The organism is Pseudomonas sp. OTU750018, assembly GCF_011636575.1.
Classification (GTDB): Bacteria; Pseudomonadota; Gammaproteobacteria; order Pseudomonadales; family Pseudomonadaceae; genus Aquipseudomonas; species Aquipseudomonas peli.
The window spans coordinates 662,377-679,251 of record NZ_JAAPAU010000003.1 but is presented as its reverse complement, the minus strand read 5'-3'; the positions used below and the strand labels follow the sequence as shown (position 1 = coordinate 679,251).

Here is a 16,875-nt window from a genome sequence, read left to right as displayed (position 1 = left end):
GACTTGCATGTGTTAGGCCTGCCGCCAGCGTTCAATCTGAGCCATGATCAAACTCTTCAGTTCAATACTGCTTGGGTTTTGAGAAAACCCTAAACTTAGCTCAGCAATCGTTGGTTACATCTTTGATCTCTCGCGGAGTAACTTGTGATGCTGATAATCTTGCGACTAGCAGTCTTACCTCACAAGCACCCACACGAATTGCTTGATTCAGTTGTTAAAGAGCGGTGGTTAAGTCTTTCGTCTCAACCGAGGCGCGCATTCTACAGCAGCCTCATTCTCCGTCAAGTGATTTCGAAAATTTCTTTTCAATCTCAACCACTTGCGCCTTCGATCAACATCTAGCTTCTCGTCAGCGGGAGGCGAATTCTACAGCGTTTCAAACCGCTGTCAACCACCTCTTTTACCGCCTTCGATCATCTCGACCGAACCCCTTCAGGCTCAAACACTACCCCCTGAAGAGGAGGCGGATTCTACGCAGCTTTCGCTGCTTTGCAACCCCTTTTTAAATCTAACTTCTTGTTTTATAAGAAGTTTAAGGAGCTGCTTACGCCTGAAGAGGTGCGCATTATAGGGACTGGCAAACGAAGGTCAATCGTTTATTGCGCTTTTGTTTCAATACCCGCGAAATCACTGGCTGTAGCCACACAAACCACTAGCGCGCCGCCTGCAGAAACGACAAAGCCGTTGAAGCTGACGCTTCAACGGCTTTGTCGCACCCACTACGCCTAGCGCCTTATGACTCTAGTTTAAGCGTAATGCGCGCAAACGCCTTCTTGCCGGCCTGACAGATATGCACCGCTCCCACCTTATATATAAAGGAGCGATCCACCACCTCACCATCCACCCGAACACCGCCGGAACCCAAAAGGTCGCGCGCCATAGCAGCGTTCTTCACCAAACCAGCTTTATTAAGGAGCGCAGCAATCGGCATGTCCTCAACAGATAACACCTCGATCTCTGGCAGATCGTCAGGCAGTTCGCCCTCTTTCATGCGATTGCCAGCCGAGCGATGAGCACTGAGCGCCGCCTCTTCGCCATGGAAGCGAGCAACGATCTCTTCGGCCAGTTTGATTTTGATGTCACGGGGGTTGGCGCCCAGCTCGACATCACGCTTGAACTGTTCAATCTCTTCCATGGAGCGAAAGCTAAGCAGCTCGAAATAGCGCCACATCAATGCATCCGGCATGGAGACCAGCTTGTTGTACATGACGCCAGGCGCTTCTTGGATCCCTATATAGTTGCCCAATGACTTGGACATCTTCTTCACGCCATCCAACCCTTCAAGCAACGGCATGGTGACAATGCACTGCGACGCCTGACCATAGGAACGCTGCAACTCGCGCCCCATCAGCAGGTTGAACTTCTGATCCGTACCACCCAGCTCAACATCCGCCTGCAGCGCAACCGAGTCATACCCCTGTACCAGCGGATAGAGGAACTCGTGGATGGCTATCGGCTGATTGGTCGAGTAGCGCTTACTGAAGTCATCGCGTTCAAGCATACGCGCCACGGTGTACTGCGAGGTGAGGCGAATGAAATCCGCCGGCCCCATTTTGTCCATCCACGTGGAGTTGAAGGCAACCTCGGTTTTTGCGGGATCAAGAATCTTGAATACTTGGGTTTTATAGGTCTCCGCGTTCTCGAGCACCTGATCACGGGTCAACGGCGGACGGGTGGCACTTTTACCGCTGGGATCACCAATCATTCCCGTGAAGTCACCAATCAGGAAGATCACCTGGTGGCCTAACTCCTGGAACTGACGCAGCTTATTAATGAGCACGGTGTGCCCGAGGTGCAGATCCGGCGCCGTCGGATCAAAACCGGCCTTAATACGCAGCGGCTGACCGCGCTTGAGCTTTTCAATCAGCTCAGCTTCAACCAGAACCTCTTCCGCGCCACGCTTGATCAGCGCCAACTGCTCTTCAACCGACTTCATGACAGGACTCACGACCACTCAAAACAAAAGGGAACCAACCATACAAGATCGCAGACAAATCACAAGTTCTGCCGGCCACCCCACCTACGCTAAGACCGCCTAGCGACAACCGGGGTTGCCTAGCTAGCGATTTGGTTATATTTTATACAGTTACTGCATATTCATCATTTCGTTTATCTATTTCTTTTCATTTTTAAAGTCAAAAAGCCGCCTATGACCTCTCCAACTAAAGCGCCGCCCCTGTACCCGAAAAGCCATATCTTGGCGGCCAGTGGCGTCGCCGCCCTACTGAGCCTAGCCCTACTGGTATTCCCCTCTCGCGAAGTTGAAGCAAAGAAAACCTACCTGAATCTTGAGCTGGACAGCGGCGCTGAATATGCGGAGCTGCAAGACGATGCAGAATCCGCCAACACCCAGGCCCGTCAGTCACCATTCGCCAATACAGCAGCCACCGAGACACCGGACGAACAGCCATCCGCACAGGCTGCAGAACCCGAACAAACTGACCCGCTACACCATATTGTTCGCGTGGAGAACGGTGACACGCTGTCTACCGTGTTCGCCAAAGTAGGCCTGAGTGCGACCACGCTGCACGCCGTGCTCAACAGCAGTAAAGAAGCCAAGCAGCTGACACGCCTCAAAGTAGGTCAGGCACTTGAGTTCAAACTGAGTGAGGACGGCCAACTCGAAAGCCTGCACAGCAAACTCAGTGACCTCGAAAGCATCGCCCTGGCCAAAAATGACAAAGGCTTCAGCTTCAAGCGTGAGCTGGTCAAACCCGAAGTCCAGACTACCTACAGCCACGGCGTGATCAACAGCTCGCTGTTTCTCTCAGCCAAGCGGGCCGGTTTGTCGCACAGCCTGACCATGGATCTGGCAAACGTATTTGGCTACGACATCGACTTCGCCATGGATATTCGCGAAGGTGACGAGTTCGAGCTGATCTACGAGAAGAAAGTAGTCAACGGCAAGCAGGTTGGGACCGGCAACATCCTCTCCGCACGCTTCACCAACCGCGGCAAGACCTACACAGCCGTGCGTTACACCAACAAACAGGGCAATAGCAGCTATTACAACGCCAATGGCGAGAGCATGCGCAAAGCCTTTATCCGCACCCCGGTGGATTTCGCCCGTATTAGCTCACGCTTTTCCACAGGTCGCCGCCACCCAGTGCTGAACAAGATTCGCGCGCACAAGGGTGTGGATTACGCAGCCCCTCGCGGAACCCCTATCAAAGCTGCCGGCGATGGTCGCATCACCCTGGCAGGCCGTCATGGTGGCTACGGTAATGCGGTCATTATCCAGCACGGTCAACGCTACCGTACCTTGTATGCGCACATGAACGGCTTTGCCAAAGGCATCCGCAGCGGTACCAACGTCAAGCAAGGCCAGATCATCGGCTATATCGGTACCACCGGCCTATCCACCGGACCGCATCTGCACTATGAGTTCCAGGTGAATGGCGTTCACGTTGACCCATTGAGCCAGAAGCTGCCAATGGCCGACCCGATTGCCAGCAGTGAGAAAGCCCGTTTCATGCAGCTGAGCAAACCGTTGATGGCGCAAATGGATAAAGAGAAGTCCACGATGCTTGCCCTCAACAATCAGCGCTAAACCATGCCCCTCTATCTCGGTGTGATGTCCGGTACCAGCCTGGACGGTCTGGACATTGCACTGATTGAACAGACACACAGCACTCGCTTAGTCGGTACCCGCTACCTGCCGATGCCTGAAGAGCTGCGCAGCAGCTTACTTAACCTGTGTGCGCCCGGACCAGATGAGTTAGCCCGCGCCGCGATTGCCGAACAGCATTGGGCCACCCTGGCAGCACAGGGCATCAATGACTTACTTGCGCAGCACGAAACGCCCACACACAGCGTTCGCGCCATCGGTAGCCACGGCCAGACCGTGCGCCATGAACCTGCCCGCGGCTTCACAGTCCAGATCGGCAACCCCGCCCTACTCGCGGAGCTGACTGGCATCAGCGTGGTCAGTGACTTTCGCCGCCGCGATGTCGCTGCGGGAGGCCAGGGGGCGCCGCTGGTTCCGGCGTTTCACCAGGCATTGTTCGCCAGCGAGAACAGCACTCGCGCCATCCTGAACATTGGCGGTTTCAGCAACCTCAGCCTGCTTGAACACGAACGTCCGGTGCATGGTTTCGATTGTGGCCCGGGCAATGTACTGCTGGACGCCTGGATTCAACGTCACCAGGGCCTGACGTACGACCAAGACGGCCAGTGGGCGGCAAGCGGTCAGGTGCAGATGGCACTTCTGCACGCCCTACTCAGCGATCCCTATTTCCAGACTCAAGGCCCTAAAAGCACGGGGCGCGAGCTGTTCAACCTGACCTGGCTGGATCAGCACCTGCAAAACCTGCCGGCGATTGCTAAGGCTGACGTGCAGGCTACCTTGCTGGAAATGACCGCAATCAGCATTACCGAGGCGCTCAAGGCTGCTCAGCAGCACACCGAGATGCTGCTGGTGTGTGGTGGTGGTGCGCATAACCACACACTGATGCGCCGCCTGGCGCAGCTGCTGCCTAATAGCCAGGTGAGCAGTACCGACGCACATGGTGTGCCCGCCGATTGGGTCGAAGCCATGGCCTTTGCCTGGCTGGCGCACTGCTGCCTGGAAGGCATTCCCGCCAACCGGCCTAGCGTCACCGGCGCTCGCGGCCTGCGGGTGCTTGGCGCGATCTACCCCGCCTAATCACCTTTTCCAATCTGCTGCGCGCAGAAACGACAACGCCGTGCATAAGGCACGGCGTTAGCTTGAACAGCCTGCAACTCAGATCGAGAACGAAGAGCCGCAACCGCAGGTAGTGGTGGCGTTCGGGTTGTTGATGACAAATCGCGAACCTTCCAGACCTTCCTGATAATCCACCTCGGCACCTGCCAGGTACTGAAAGCTCATCGGATCGACCACCAGACTCACGCCTTCGCGCTCGATGATGGTGTCATCCTCGGCGACTTCTTCATCGAAGGTGAAGCCGTACTGGAAGCCGGAACAACCGCCTCCCGTTACAAACACGCGCAATTTCAGGCGCGGGTTGCCTTCCTCATCGACCAGGCTCTTCACCTTGTTCGCTGCGCCCTGCGTAAATTGCATAGCGCTGGGGGTGAAGGTTTCGACGCTCATGCTGATTAACTCCCGGCGCTACGCGCCATACTGCATTCTGATCGGCATTATCCGCTTACCCGAGAAAAGCGGTCAACTATTGTGCAGCATCCAGCGTTTCTGGTAATTCCAACGGCCGCGGTTCGTCCTGCAAGCGGCAGAGGCGGCCTTCGATCTGCGCACCCATGGCCATTTCCATCAACGCGTAATACAGATTGCCGCGCACTCGCGCTCGCGCGCCCAACTCAAGGTGACCACTGGCGTGCACATCGCCAATCACCTCACCGTCAATCACGATATGGGGGGCACGAAGCTCACCTTCAACCCGTCCCTGCACACTGACGCGCACCATGCCTTCGCTGGCGACCAGGTTACCGATGACTTTGCCATCGACCTGCACCGCGCCTTGAAAGCGCAAATCGCCATGCAGCTCGGCACCTACCGCAATCAGGCTGGTCTTGCCCGCGAAACGCTGCACGTCGGTACGCGCCTTGTCTTTATTCCACATAAGGAACAGTTACTCCTCTTTGTTCCACTTGAATGTACGCAGCAGAGGCTTCTCGCCCTGCACCTCGGCACGCACCTTGATCTCGCGCGGGACAAACCCTTCTGGCAACTTTAGCTCGGCAAACCGCCCAGCTTCAGGAATAGCCTGAAAGTGCTTGAACACGAAGGTAATCGGCTGCTCAGGCAACGCATCAGGCAGGTCCGCAGACAGCGCAGCCAGTTCGAGCGTAACGTCCTGCTCGCCTTGCTTGCCGACGATCGACACATGCAGCTGCCCTTCCAGCGGCGCCTCACCTTTGCCCACGCGACTGAGGAGTATCTTGTAGCGGAAAAGCTCGGGACTGTCCGTGGCCTGCAGCTCAAAGGCCCGGATGCGCAAACCTTCACGACGACTGGCGGGGGCCAATACACCTTTGTAGAAGGCCAGATCCTGCTGCTGTTTATAGATCTGCTCTTCCAGCAGCTTGATACTCAGCCGGCTCTGCTCGTTGGCCTGCTGGCTGAGTTTTTCTGCGCTGCTCAATACCGCCACACGCTGCCGCAGCTCTTCGAGGTCACGCAGCAGTTGCTCATCGCGCTCTGATTCGACTGGCTGTCCCACCGTCACGGCAGGTTGCGTGTAATGCTGCCACCAACTGCCCGCATAAAACGCCAGCGGAATACACAGCACCAGCAGCAGGACGAATACACGCCGGCGCCTGGCGCGCCCGGGGTCGCTGAGGCGGACCTCCCAGCCCGCCATCAGGGCAGCATGGCCGCGTGAGATAAGCCCAGGCGCTCATCGAGGCCAAAGAGGATGTTCATGTTCTGCACTGCCTGGCCCGAAGCACCTTTGACCAAGTTGTCGATCACCGAGAGCACCACCACCAGGTCGCCATCCTGTGGACGGTGCACGGCAATCCGACAGACGTTGGCACCGCGCACGCTGCGCGTTTCCGGGTGGCTACCAGCGGGCATAACATCAACGAAAGGCTCGTTGGCATAACGCTGCCCGAACAACGCCTGCAGATCCACCGAGCGGTCGACCACAGTGGCGTAAAGCGTGGCGTGAATACCGCGGATCATCGGCGTGAGGTGCGGCACAAAGGTCAGGCCGACATCCTTACCGGCAGCCCGGCGCAGACCCTGACGGATCTCCGGCAGATGCCGATGACCTTTCACCCCATAAGCCTTCATGCTCTCACCGGCCTCGCTGAACAGCGAACCCACACTGGCACCGCGCCCGGCACCGCTAACCCCGGATTTGCAGTCAGCGATCACCTGCGCGGTATCAGCCAGCCCAGCCTCTAGCAGCGGAATCAGCGCCAGTTGCGCGGCAGTGGGGTAGCAGCCCGGCACGGCGATCAGTCGCGCCTGCTTGATCGCTTCACGGTTAACTTCCGGCAAGCCATACACCGCTTCCGGCAGCAGGTCCGGCGCGCCGTGCGGCTGACCGTACCACTTGGCCCATTCATCGGCGTCCTGCAGGCGGAAGTCGGCTGACAGATCGATCACCTTGGTGCCGGCGGCCAGCAGCTCACCGGCCAGGGCATGCGCAACACCATGCGGGGTGGCGAAGAACACCACATCGCAGGCGCCCAGGGTAGCAACGTCCGGCACGCTGAACGCCAGGTTGTCGTAATGACCGCGCAGGTTCGGGTACATCTCATCGACACGCATGCCGGCCTCGGAGCGTGAGGTAATCACCTCGACCTGCGCTTGCGGGTGTTGCGCCAACAAACGCAACAGCTCGACACCGGTATACCCCGTGCCACCGACGATTCCGACCTTGATCATCACTTGCCCCTTTGCAATACCAGCAGTGGAAAGCTGCCGATGATACGGCCGCTTCGGCCAGGGGCCAACACTTGAGCGCCGCATGTGATGACGGAGGCGGTCATGCACACTACTATCGGGGCACTTTCCTGCAACGAGTGCGCACGATGCTCTATCTATGGCTCAAGGCTTTTCACATCATCGCCATGGTCTGCTGGTTCGCCGGCCTGTTTTACCTGCCGCGCCTGTTCGTCTACCACGCCATGAGCACCGACGAAGTCAGCCGCGAACGCTTCTGCATCATGGAGCGCAAGCTCTACCGCGGGATCATGTGGCCATCACTGATTCTTACCGTCGGCCTAGGTCTGTGGCTGCTCAGCCTTAACCCGAGCTACTACTTCAGCCAAGGCTGGATGCACGCCAAGCTGAGCCTGGTGGCGCTGCTGGTGGTCTACCAGTTCATGTGCGGCGCCCAGCTCAAAGCCTTTGCCCGTGGCGAGAACCAACGCGGCCATGTGTTCTACCGCTGGTTCAATGAAGCGCCCGTGCTGGCCTTACTCGGCATTGTCATTCTGGTCGTGGTTCGCCCTTTCTAAATACTCCAAGAGGATTACCGCATGTCGCTTCCGGCCCTGCTCGAACAACGCCTGCGCCTACCCGTCGTCGCGGCGCCGATGTTTCTGGTGTCCAACCCACAACTGGTTCTGGCCTGCTGCAACAGCGGCATAGTCGGCAGCTTTCCGGCGCTCAACCAGCGTGACAGCAGCGGCTTCAAGGACTGGCTGCAGGAGATCGAAGCAGGCCTGGACAGCGCCGCTGCACCCTATGCGGTTAACCTGATCGTGCACGGTAGCAACCCGCGCCTGCAGGCGGACCTGGCCATCTGCGTTGAACAGCGCGTGCCCATCGTGATCACCAGCCTCGGCGCGGTGAAGGACGTGGTCGATGCGGTGCACAGCTATGGCGGTCTGGTGTTTCACGACGTGACCACCCGCCGGCATGCTGAGAAAGCCGCCGAAGCCGGCGTCGACGGCCTGATCGCGGTAGCCGCTGGCGCAGGCGGACATGCTGGCACTTGGAGCCCGTTTGCGCTGATCGCCGAGATCCGCCAGTTCTTCGACAAGACCCTGCTACTGGCTGGTTGCCTCAATCAGGGCCATGAAGTGCTGGCCGCCCAGCTGCTCGGCGCCGACCTCGCTTACCTTGGCACCCGCCTGATTGCCACCCAGGAAAACGCCGCTTCCGCTGCTTACAAGCAGATGATCCTCGACGCCAAAGCCGCCGACATCATCCACACCCCGGCGGTCTCCGGGGTGCCCGCAAGCTTTATGCGCCAGAGCCTGGAACTGGCCGGCTACGACCTCAAGCAGCTGCAGAACAAAGGCGAGGTCAACTACGGCGAGAAGCTCAAACCGATGGATGAAGAAGCCAAGGCCTGGAAAACCGTATGGTCGGCCGGCCAGGGTGTTGGCACTATCAACGACCTGCCCAGCGTCGAGCAGCTGATCGCCCGCCTCGACAGCGAATACCGGGCCGCCCTCAAGCAAAGCCTGCAGTTGCAACAACGCTGGGCGCGATGAAGCGACGCAGCCTGATCGGCATTGGGGCGTTCGGGCTGCTGGCCGGCTGGGCACTGCGCCCGGATGACCTCGGCCAGCCACACACACCTTATTTTGCGGCACTCAACCAACTGCTGCGACGCGCAGGGGCCGGTCTGCCTTTGCTGGTCGTTGACCTGGAACGCCTTGATCAGAACGCCGAGCTGCTGGCTAGCCAGCTCGGTAAGCAACTCCCGCTGCGCTTGGTGGCCAAATCGCTGGCCTCCACCGGCTTGCTCGACTACCTGGCGAAGAAACTCGGCACGCAGCGTTTTATGGTGTTTCACCAGCCACAGATCAATCAGCTGGCAGTCAACTTCCCCCAGTCCGACCTGCTACTCGGCAAGCCCTTGCCCAGCGCTGCGGCCCTGAGCTTCTACCAACAACTGCCGCAGGGCAGCGGCTTTGTCCCGGCCGAGCAGCTGACCTGGCTGATCGACAGCCAAAACCGTCTGCAGGAATACGCCGCACTGGCCAACGCCCTCAACCAACCGCTACAGATTGCCTTTGAAATCGACATCGGCCTGGCCCGCGGCGGTTTTGCGACGCCCGCAGAACTTGGCGCCGCACTCACCTGGCTGCGTAATACGCCCAACCGGCTACGCATACGCGGCCTGATGGGCTATGACGCGCACCTCGCCCATACGCCGTTCTGGACCGACCAAACCAGCGCCTTTACCCAGAGCGCCGTACGCTACCGCGCATTTATCACCAGCGCCGCCGCATTCAGCGAGCTATGGCCGCAACAACCGCTGCTCAATGGCGCTGGCAGCCTGACCTATGCCCTGCACACCCAGCTCGATACGCCGCTGAATGAAGTCGCAATCGGCTCCGCACTGCTCAAACCCAGTGATTTCGACAGCGACCTGCTGGCCGCCCAACAAGCCGCCCTGTGGATTGCCAGCCCGGTGCTCAAAGCGTTACCCGGGCAGCTACCGTTTCTCGACGGCTCACAGCAACTGCTGCAGCGCTGGAATCCCAATCGCCAGCAGGCTTACTACCTGTATGGCGGGCAATGGCCAGCAACTCCGGTATCCCCGGCGGGGCTCAGTTATGACTCACTGTATGGACGCAGCGCCAACCAGGAACGCCTGATCGGCTCAGCCGGCACAGGCTTACAGGTCGACGACTGGGTGTTTCTCCGCCCACAGCGCTCGGAGGGCCTGTTCGAGTTATTCAACCAACTCGTTCTTCTGCGCAACGGCCGCTTGGTAGGCAGCTGGTCCGCCAGCAGAGCGTGAAGCGCCTCTAGACCCAGGCACATTTGCGCGCAGGCGGCTTGTTTACTGGCCTGCAGGCCGGCTAGTCTGTAGCGCAACTCTACCCTGGCACCGACAAGGACGCCGACATGACCCAAGCCCGCTTCAAGATTGTGTTTAACGGCGAGTTGATGCCTGACGTCAGCCTGGAAACAGCCAAAGAAAACCTCGCCCGCCTGTTCAAGAGCGACCTGACCCGGATCAACTCGCTGTTTAGCGGCGGCAATGTCGATATCAAGCGCGACCTCAGCGAAAACGAGGCAGACCAGTACCTCAAGGCACTGCAGAGCGCCGGGGCCAAAGTGCGCAAGGAACAGGACCTGGCCGCCAGCCTGAGCCTGGTGGAAACAGATGATCATCGTACGGAAAGCAGCGAAGCTGAAAGCAACGTACTGATGACCTGCCCAAAGTGCGGTCACCAGCAAAGCAAAGCCATCGAATGCTCGGCCTGCGGCATCGTTATCGAGAAATTTATCGCCCGCCAGGCCATGCTCGCAGAAAACCCGCCTGAAGTGGTCAGCGCAGCGGCAACGCCCTACGCCACACCGAAAGCGGCGGTGGCAGAAACCCTGCCGGAGTTCGGCGAGCTGAAAGCTTTTACCACCGACGGACGAATCGGCCGCTTGCGCTACCTGGCCTGGTCGATGGTACTGATGCTGGCCTGCTTGCCGTTGTTCGGCATCGCCGGTGGGTTCTTCGCCGCATCGGAGATTCTCGGCGGTCTGCTGATGGTGGTCGTGGGTATCGCCGTGGCGGTAGTCGGCATCATGATCGGTGTGCAGCGCCTGCATGACATCGGCTGGTCGGGCTGGCTGCTGCTGGTCACCCTGGTGCCGATTGTCGGCGGGGTATTCTCCCTGCTGATGTTTATCATCCCCGGCAGCACCGCCGCTAACCGCTTTGGTCCGCCACCACCGCCGAATAGCCGCGCGGTGAAAATCCTCGCCCTGCTCTGGGTGGCCATCATCGTCATCGGTATTGTTGCGGCCATCGCCCTGCCTGCCTATATGGGTTATGCCGACGCCGGCCTGTAACCCACTCGCAACCTTGCGCGGTACATGGGGTCGAAAGGCCCCATCACGGAGAACCCTATGACCCGTTACGCGCTTATTACCGGAGCCTCCAGCGGTATTGGCCTAGCCCTGGCCGAAGCACTGGCTCGGCGTGGCCGCAATCTGATTCTGGTGGCGCGCCAGCGCGATGCGCTGGAAAGCATTGCCTGCGAACTGACTCAACGCTTTTCCGTGGAGGTGCTGTTTCGCGTCTGCGACCTTAGCCAGCCACTGCAGGTCAGCGGCCTACTGCATGAGTTGGAGCAAGGCGAACGCACCATCGACCTGCTGGTAAACAACGCCGGTGTTGGCACCTCGGGTGCCTACGTGGCGCAGGACTGGGCTCGCGAGCAACAGCTGATCGAACTGAATATCCTGGCACTCGCCCGCCTGTGCCACGCCATCGGCACTATCATGGCCGGCCAGGGCAGCGGACAGATTCTCAACGTCGCATCGGTCGCCGGCTTTCAGCCAGGACCTGGCATGAGCAACTACTACGCGAGCAAGGCCTATGTGCTGCACTTCTCCGAAGGCCTGCGCGAAGAGCTTAAAGCGTATGGCGTCAAAGTCTCCGTACTCTGCCCGGGACCAACCCGCAGTGCGTTTTTCCGCACTGCACAGATGGATATACAGGCCCTGCAGGGCAGCAAGCTGATGATGAATGCCGAGGAAGTGGCCCTGATCACCGTCAAGGCGCTGGAGAAGAACCGCGCGATCATCATCCCGGGCTGGCGCAATCGCCTGATTGCGCTCAGCCCTAGATTAGGACCGCGCTGGCTGGTACGGCGTATCAGCGCACGGCTCAATCGCCAGTTCGGCAAGCCGGTTAGGTAGCTAGCCGGCGTTGACCGTGCGTCCGTCCGCCCAGGCACGCAGGGCCGCCAGGTCTTCGGCCATCACCACCGACAGCGGCGCGGTGCTTTGAATGCTCTGCAGCAGCAACGCCTGATTGACCGTTTGTTGCTGGGCTTGCGCGGCATACAGGGCACTGACTACCGCCTGCTCGATCTCCGCACCGGAAAAGCCATCACAAGCGGCGGCCAGCTGGCTCAGATCAAACCCCGCCACATCCAGCTCACGCCGCGCCAGGTGAATACGGAAGATGTCGGCCCGCACCGCCGCGTCCGGCAAATCGACAAAGAACAGCTCATCGAAACGGCCCTTGCGCACCAGCTCCGGTGGTAGCCGCGAGATGACGTTAGCGGTCGCCACCATAAACACCGGTGCCTTGCGCTCGGCCATCCAGGTCAACAGGGTGCCGAGTACGCGCTGGCTGACGCCACCATCGTGATCACCACTGGCCAGGCCTTTCTCGATCTCGTCTATCCACAGCACGCAAGGTGCCATCTGCTCAGCAAGCTTCAAGGCTTCACGCAGGTTGCGCTCGGTCTCGCCGAAGAACTTGTTGTACAGGCAGGCAAAGTCCAGACGCAGTAGGGGCAGGCCCCACAGACCAGCAATGGCCTTGGCGGCCAGGCTCTTACCGCCGCCCTGCACACCCACCAGCAGCACGCCTTTGGGCAGATCGACACCTTTACCTTCAAGAAAAATGCTCTGCCGGTCACCCAACCAGCGCTTGAGGTTGCTCAGCCCACCAACCTCGGCGAAACGCGCCGTGTCGTACTCGAAACTCAACACACCATCGAGATCAAGCAGCTTGAACTTGGTCTTGTTCAGCTCCGGCAGGTCTTCCTGGGTAATAGCGCCGTCATCGCAGATTACATTGCGCGCCAGCGCACGGGCTTCTGCATGGCTGAGACCACGGAGGTTTTTCACCACTTGCTGCAAGGTGCGGTTATCGGTGCGCACCCGGGCATTGCGGTTACGTGCACTCCAGCCGGTGGCTTCCTCGCGCACGATGGCCAGCAACTCCTCCTCGGAAGGCAGAGACAGGCTGAAGCGTGAAGCGTATCGCTGCACCTCAGGCGGCAACTTGCAGGCATGGGACACCAGCACCAGCGTCGGCTTGCTGGGCTCCTCACTCATGGCTATTTCCTTGAGCAGGCGCACCAGTTTGGGGTTGTCCTCTAGAAACGGATGCAGATCGCACAACACATACAGCGTCGGCTGCGTGTCCGCTTTGATCAGACGCAGCGCGGTTTCAGGCTCCAGGGTGGTGCTGTCGACCGGTTCCTGAATGGAATAGCCCACACGCTGCAAGCCTTCGGTCACCGACCACACCTGCAAACCAAGGCTGCGGCGCACGGCCAAGCTGGTCAGAGTTTCCAGCACCCGCGGCTCATCCCAGGATTCGATCAGCACCAGTTTGGTCTTGGAGTCCAGTACCAAGCCCAAATCATGAATATCGTTTTTCACCCACGCTCCTTGTCCACTAAACTCGGGCCTCTTTAAATACCGGCCGGGAGACTGTCCATGGACTGTCTATTTTGCAAGATCGTCGCTGGTGAAATACCGGCGCGCAAGCTTTATGAAGATGATCAGGTGATTGCCTTTCACGATATCGGCCCGCAGGCACCAGTGCACTTTCTGGTTATCCCGAAAAAACACATCAGTACCCTCAATGACCTGAGCGAGGCAGACAAGCCGCTGGCTGGGCATATCCTCTTTACCGCGCAGCGCCTGGCCAAGGAGCAAGGCTGCGAGGAAGGCTTTCGCATGGTGATGAACTGCAATGACCTGGGCGGCCAAACGGTGCACCACATCCATATGCACGTGCTGGGTCAACGGCAGATGGCATGGCCACCGGGTTGAGTCGTTCCTTACTCGGCGCACTGACCGTGCTCGCCCTGCTGGTCATCAACACCGCGCAGGCACATACGGTTGGCAGCGTATTCAGCGACGCCTTACCCAAGGGCAAGCAAGGGCCACAGTTGGTGGTGGTGCCTGCCGGGCGCTATCTGCTCGGTGATCACAGTGGCCGCGGCAACCATAACGAACGCCCGCTGACTCCGATCGAAATTTCTCAGCCATTTGCCATCGGTCGTTATGAGGTGACGTTCAGCGACTGGCAGCAGTATGCCGAGGCCACCGCGACGCCAATGCCAGATAACGAAGGCTGGGGCCTGTCAGCGCAGCGGCCGGCAATCCATGTGTCCTGGCATCAGGCCGCGGCCTACAGCCAATGGCTCTCAAAGGTCACCGGCCAGCGCTACCGGTTGCCCACCGAAGCCGAATGGGAATATGCCGCCCGCGCCGGCAGCACCAGCTATTACTGGTGGGGCGAGCAGCTCGACAGCCCAGAAACTCGGCCGCGTGCGCATTGCCGTGGCTGCGCCACCTCACGGCTGATCCAGAGCAAGACCGAACGTGTCGGCCAGTTCGCCGCCAATGCCTTCGGCCTGCATGACACCGCCGGCAATGTCTGGGAGTGGACCGCTTCACGCTTCGCCAGCCCGTTCGATGGCAGTGAGCAACGCAGCGCCGGTTTAATCGATCAGAGCCCGCGAGCAGTTCGTGGCGGCGCTTGGAACAGTGGCCCGACCTACCTGCGCAGCAGCCAACGCGACATGAAGCAGCCCCAGCACAAGGACTACGCTCTGGGTTTTCGCGTGTTGCGCGAACTCTAATGAGGCCGACGTGCGGCAAGGCTGCGACGAAACGTCAACAGACCTTCTCCCGCGCGTGGAGTAAACTGAACGCCGTCATCATCGCCGGAGGTCCTTATGGCCAGCGAACGTCACTTCTCACCCGTTGATCGCCTGCTGCTGCAAGCCGATGCCGCCCTGCGCACGTTGCTGCCCTTTAGCGGTCAACCGACGCGGCCATCGCCGGCCATCGTGCAACCGGAAAGCGAGCTGGATGAGCAGCAAGCGCAACACATCGCGGGTTTGATGCGTATCAACCACACGGGCGAAGTCTGCGCTCAGGCGCTCTATCAGGGCCAGGCGCTGACTGCCAAACTGCCGCAGGTGCGCCAGGCCATGGAGCATGCGGCTGATGAAGAAATCGACCACCTGGCCTGGTGCGAACAGCGCATCCGTCAGCTGGGCAGCCAACCGAGCATCCTCAATCCGCTGTTCTACGGTCTGTCCTTCGGCGTCGGCGCTGCGGCTGGCCTGATCAGCGACCGGGTCAGCCTGGGTTTTGTCGCCGCCACCGAAGATCAGGTGGTCAAGCACCTCGACGACCACCTGCAGCAGCTGCCTCAGGAAGACCAGAAATCCCGCGCGATACTCGAACAGATGCGCGCCGATGAAGAACAACATGCCTGCAACGCTTTGGATGCAGGCGGCCTGCGCTTCCCGGCGCCGGTGAAGTTCGGCATGAGTCTGTTGGCCAAGGTGATGACCAGCACCACTTACCGCGTATAAAGCTGAATCGGCGGCACAAAAAAGGGCACTGACGTGCCCTTTTGCATTAACGGCTTTATCGCAGCAGGCTACTCGCCCAGCTCGATAATTTCGTAGTCATGGGTGATTTCAACCCCGCCGCGGCCCAGCATGATTGAAGCGGAGCAGTACTTCTCGGCGGACAGCTCAACCGCACGTTTCACCTGAGCCTCCTTCAAACCGCGGCCCTTGACCACGAAATGCAGGTGAATCTTGGTAAACACCTTGGGCTCTTCAGTGGCGCGTTCAGCTTCCAGAAAGGCTTCACAGCTCTCGACCGCCTGGCGGGATTTTTTCAGGATGCTGACCACATCGAAGTTGCTGCAGCCGCCGAGGCCGATCAACACCATTTCCATCGGGCGCACGCCCAGGTTGCGTCCACCGCTCTCCGGCGGGCCATCCATCACCACCGCATGGCCGCTACCTGACTCTCCGATAAACAGGGCTTCACCGGCCCACTGAATACGCGCTTTCATTACCCAGGCTCCGCTGTTAAAAAGGGAGGCAGCTTAGCACAGCGCTTTTACTCGCCACCCAGCAGTCAGCGTGTAAAAAGTTCCGGGCTGAATGTTAGCCAGGTCGCAAAACAGGACCTCGCTACAGAGGGTTTGTTAAGCTGGCGCCTGATTACTGGCACACTTGTACGGATAACTATTATTAGAACTAGCCGCACAACGGCTCACCTTTATACATTCGGGATTCGGGCATGGTAGCTATTACCCTTACACCTAAAATAAAAAATCTCGACAAGCTTCTCGCACATTGCCACCGCCGTCGTTATACCGCCAAAAGCACCATTATCTACGCGGGCGATCGCTGCGAAACGCTGTTCTTCATCGTCAAAGGGTCGGTCACTATCCTGATCGAAGACGATGATGGTCGTGAAATGATCATTGCTTACCTCAACTCCGGCGACTTTTTCGGAGAAATGGGCCTGTTCGAGAAGGACGGAGCCGAGAAAGAACGCAGCGCCTGGGTGCGCGCCAAGACTGAGTGCGAGGTGGCGGAGCTGAGCTACGCCAAATTCCGCGAACTCACCCAACAAGACCCGGACATTCTCTACGCCCTGGGCAGCCAGATGGCTGAACGCCTGCGCAACACCACGCGCAAAGTGGGCGACCTGGCCTTTCTGGATGTCACCGGTCGTGTTGCGCGCACCCTGCTCGACCTGTGCAAGCAACCCGATGCAATGACTCACCCGGACGGCATGCAGATCAAAATCACCCGTCAGGAAATCGGCCGCATCGTCGGCTGCTCGCGTGAGATGGTCGGCCGCGTGCTCAAGGCTCTGGAAGAACAGGGCCTGGTCAACGTCAAAGGCAAGACCATGGTGGTGTTCGGCACGCGCTGAGTACCAAAGCT

At 59.2% G+C, this 16,875-nt stretch carries 18 protein-coding genes; 11 read left to right on the top strand and 7 right to left on the bottom strand.

What is annotated here, in order from left to right; translation table 11 throughout:
- Positions 1-733 precede the first annotated feature (733 nt).
- A complete protein-coding gene (tyrS, locus tag HCI85_RS18705) occupies positions 734-1,936 on the bottom strand; it encodes a tyrosine--tRNA ligase (RefSeq protein ID WP_090256109.1) in 1,203 nt (400 codons plus the stop codon).
- Positions 1,937-2,149: 213 nt separating this feature from the next.
- On the opposite strand from tyrS, the gene HCI85_RS18700 reads away from it, so the two are divergent.
- Entirely contained in the window at positions 2,150-3,550 is a 1,401-nt protein-coding gene (locus tag HCI85_RS18700) for a peptidoglycan DD-metalloendopeptidase family protein (protein ID WP_167147048.1), read from the top strand.
- A 3-nt stretch (positions 3,551-3,553) separates the two neighbouring features.
- On the top strand, positions 3,554-4,645 hold the full coding sequence (locus tag HCI85_RS18695; RefSeq protein ID WP_167147046.1) for an anhydro-N-acetylmuramic acid kinase: 1,092 nt from the start codon (positions 3,554-3,556) through the stop codon (positions 4,643-4,645).
- Between the two features lie 78 nt (positions 4,646-4,723).
- On the opposite strand, the gene erpA is transcribed toward HCI85_RS18695, so the two are convergent.
- The 4 genes from erpA to argC form a co-directional block, all read right to left on the bottom strand.
- The gene (erpA, locus tag HCI85_RS18690) at positions 4,724-5,074 is read right to left on the bottom strand and encodes an iron-sulfur cluster insertion protein ErpA (protein WP_090256106.1); all 351 of its coding nucleotides are present in this window, start codon (positions 5,072-5,074) and stop codon (positions 4,724-4,726) included.
- A 76-nt stretch (positions 5,075-5,150) separates the two neighbouring features.
- Positions 5,151-5,561 carry a bactofilin family protein gene (locus HCI85_RS18685; protein WP_160089380.1) on the bottom strand — a complete coding sequence of 137 codons (411 nt, stop codon included), beginning with the start codon at positions 5,559-5,561 and terminating at the stop codon, positions 5,151-5,153.
- A 9-nt stretch (positions 5,562-5,570) separates the two neighbouring features.
- Complete coding sequence (locus tag HCI85_RS18680) at positions 5,571-6,302, bottom strand: DUF6776 family protein (protein ID WP_167147043.1); 732 nt, start codon at positions 6,300-6,302, stop codon at positions 5,571-5,573.
- Positions 6,302-7,336 carry an N-acetyl-gamma-glutamyl-phosphate reductase gene (argC, locus tag HCI85_RS18675; protein WP_167147040.1) on the bottom strand — a complete coding sequence of 345 codons (1,035 nt, stop codon included), beginning with the start codon at positions 7,334-7,336 and terminating at the stop codon, positions 6,302-6,304. Before argC ends, HCI85_RS18680 begins: the two co-directional genes overlap by 1 nt.
- A gap of 146 nt (positions 7,337-7,482) precedes the next feature.
- On the opposite strand from argC, the gene hemJ reads away from it, so the two are divergent.
- The 5 genes from hemJ to HCI85_RS18650 all read left to right on the top strand — a co-directional run bounded on the left by hemJ (position 7,483) and on the right by HCI85_RS18650 (position 12,058).
- Positions 7,483-7,911: a protoporphyrinogen oxidase HemJ gene (gene hemJ / locus HCI85_RS18670; protein WP_090256103.1), complete on the top strand. Its 429-nt coding sequence runs from the start codon at positions 7,483-7,485 to the stop codon at positions 7,909-7,911.
- Positions 7,912-7,932: 21 nt separating this feature from the next.
- Positions 7,933-8,895: an NAD(P)H-dependent flavin oxidoreductase gene (locus tag HCI85_RS18665; RefSeq protein ID WP_167147037.1), complete on the top strand. Its 963-nt coding sequence runs from the start codon at positions 7,933-7,935 to the stop codon at positions 8,893-8,895.
- On the top strand, positions 8,892-10,154 hold the full coding sequence (locus HCI85_RS18660) for an alanine racemase (protein ID WP_167147034.1): 1,263 nt from the start codon (positions 8,892-8,894) through the stop codon (positions 10,152-10,154). The genes HCI85_RS18665 and HCI85_RS18660 overlap by 4 nt, the downstream gene beginning before the upstream one ends.
- 107 nt (positions 10,155-10,261) lie before the next feature.
- Positions 10,262-11,206, top strand: a complete 945-nt coding sequence (locus HCI85_RS18655) for a DUF805 domain-containing protein (RefSeq protein WP_167147030.1) — start codon at positions 10,262-10,264, stop codon at positions 11,204-11,206.
- A gap of 57 nt (positions 11,207-11,263) precedes the next feature.
- On the top strand, positions 11,264-12,058 hold the full coding sequence (locus HCI85_RS18650) for an SDR family NAD(P)-dependent oxidoreductase (RefSeq protein WP_167147027.1): 795 nt from the start codon (positions 11,264-11,266) through the stop codon (positions 12,056-12,058).
- Here HCI85_RS18650 and HCI85_RS18645 read toward each other — a convergent pair whose 3' ends face one another.
- On the bottom strand, positions 12,059-13,540 hold the full coding sequence (locus HCI85_RS18645; RefSeq protein ID WP_167147023.1) for an AAA family ATPase: 1,482 nt from the start codon (positions 13,538-13,540) through the stop codon (positions 12,059-12,061).
- Positions 13,541-13,597: 57 nt separating this feature from the next.
- Between HCI85_RS18645 and HCI85_RS18640 the strand changes: the two genes are divergently transcribed.
- The 3 genes from HCI85_RS18640 to coq7 all read left to right on the top strand — a co-directional run bounded on the left by HCI85_RS18640 (position 13,598) and on the right by coq7 (position 15,495).
- Positions 13,598-13,936 (top strand): histidine triad nucleotide-binding protein, encoded by a 339-nt coding sequence (locus HCI85_RS18640; RefSeq protein ID WP_167147020.1) that lies wholly within the window; start codon positions 13,598-13,600, stop codon positions 13,934-13,936.
- Positions 13,921-14,751 (top strand): formylglycine-generating enzyme family protein, encoded by an 831-nt coding sequence (locus tag HCI85_RS18635; RefSeq protein WP_167147017.1) that lies wholly within the window; start codon positions 13,921-13,923, stop codon positions 14,749-14,751. The genes HCI85_RS18640 and HCI85_RS18635 overlap by 16 nt, the downstream gene beginning before the upstream one ends.
- A gap of 96 nt (positions 14,752-14,847) precedes the next feature.
- On the top strand, positions 14,848-15,495 hold the full coding sequence (gene coq7 / locus HCI85_RS18630; RefSeq protein WP_160089398.1) for a 2-polyprenyl-3-methyl-6-methoxy-1,4-benzoquinone monooxygenase: 648 nt from the start codon (positions 14,848-14,850) through the stop codon (positions 15,493-15,495).
- Between the two features lie 68 nt (positions 15,496-15,563).
- Here the strand turns inward: coq7 and HCI85_RS18625 are convergent, their stop codons facing one another.
- Positions 15,564-15,989, bottom strand: coding sequence for an OsmC family protein (locus HCI85_RS18625; RefSeq protein ID WP_160089400.1), 426 nt, complete (start codon positions 15,987-15,989; stop codon positions 15,564-15,566).
- A gap of 230 nt (positions 15,990-16,219) precedes the next feature.
- On the opposite strand from HCI85_RS18625, the gene crp reads away from it, so the two are divergent.
- Positions 16,220-16,864, top strand: a complete 645-nt coding sequence (crp, locus tag HCI85_RS18620; RefSeq protein WP_090256093.1) for a cAMP-activated global transcriptional regulator CRP — start codon at positions 16,220-16,222, stop codon at positions 16,862-16,864.
- The last annotated feature ends 11 nt before the right edge of the window (positions 16,865-16,875 follow it).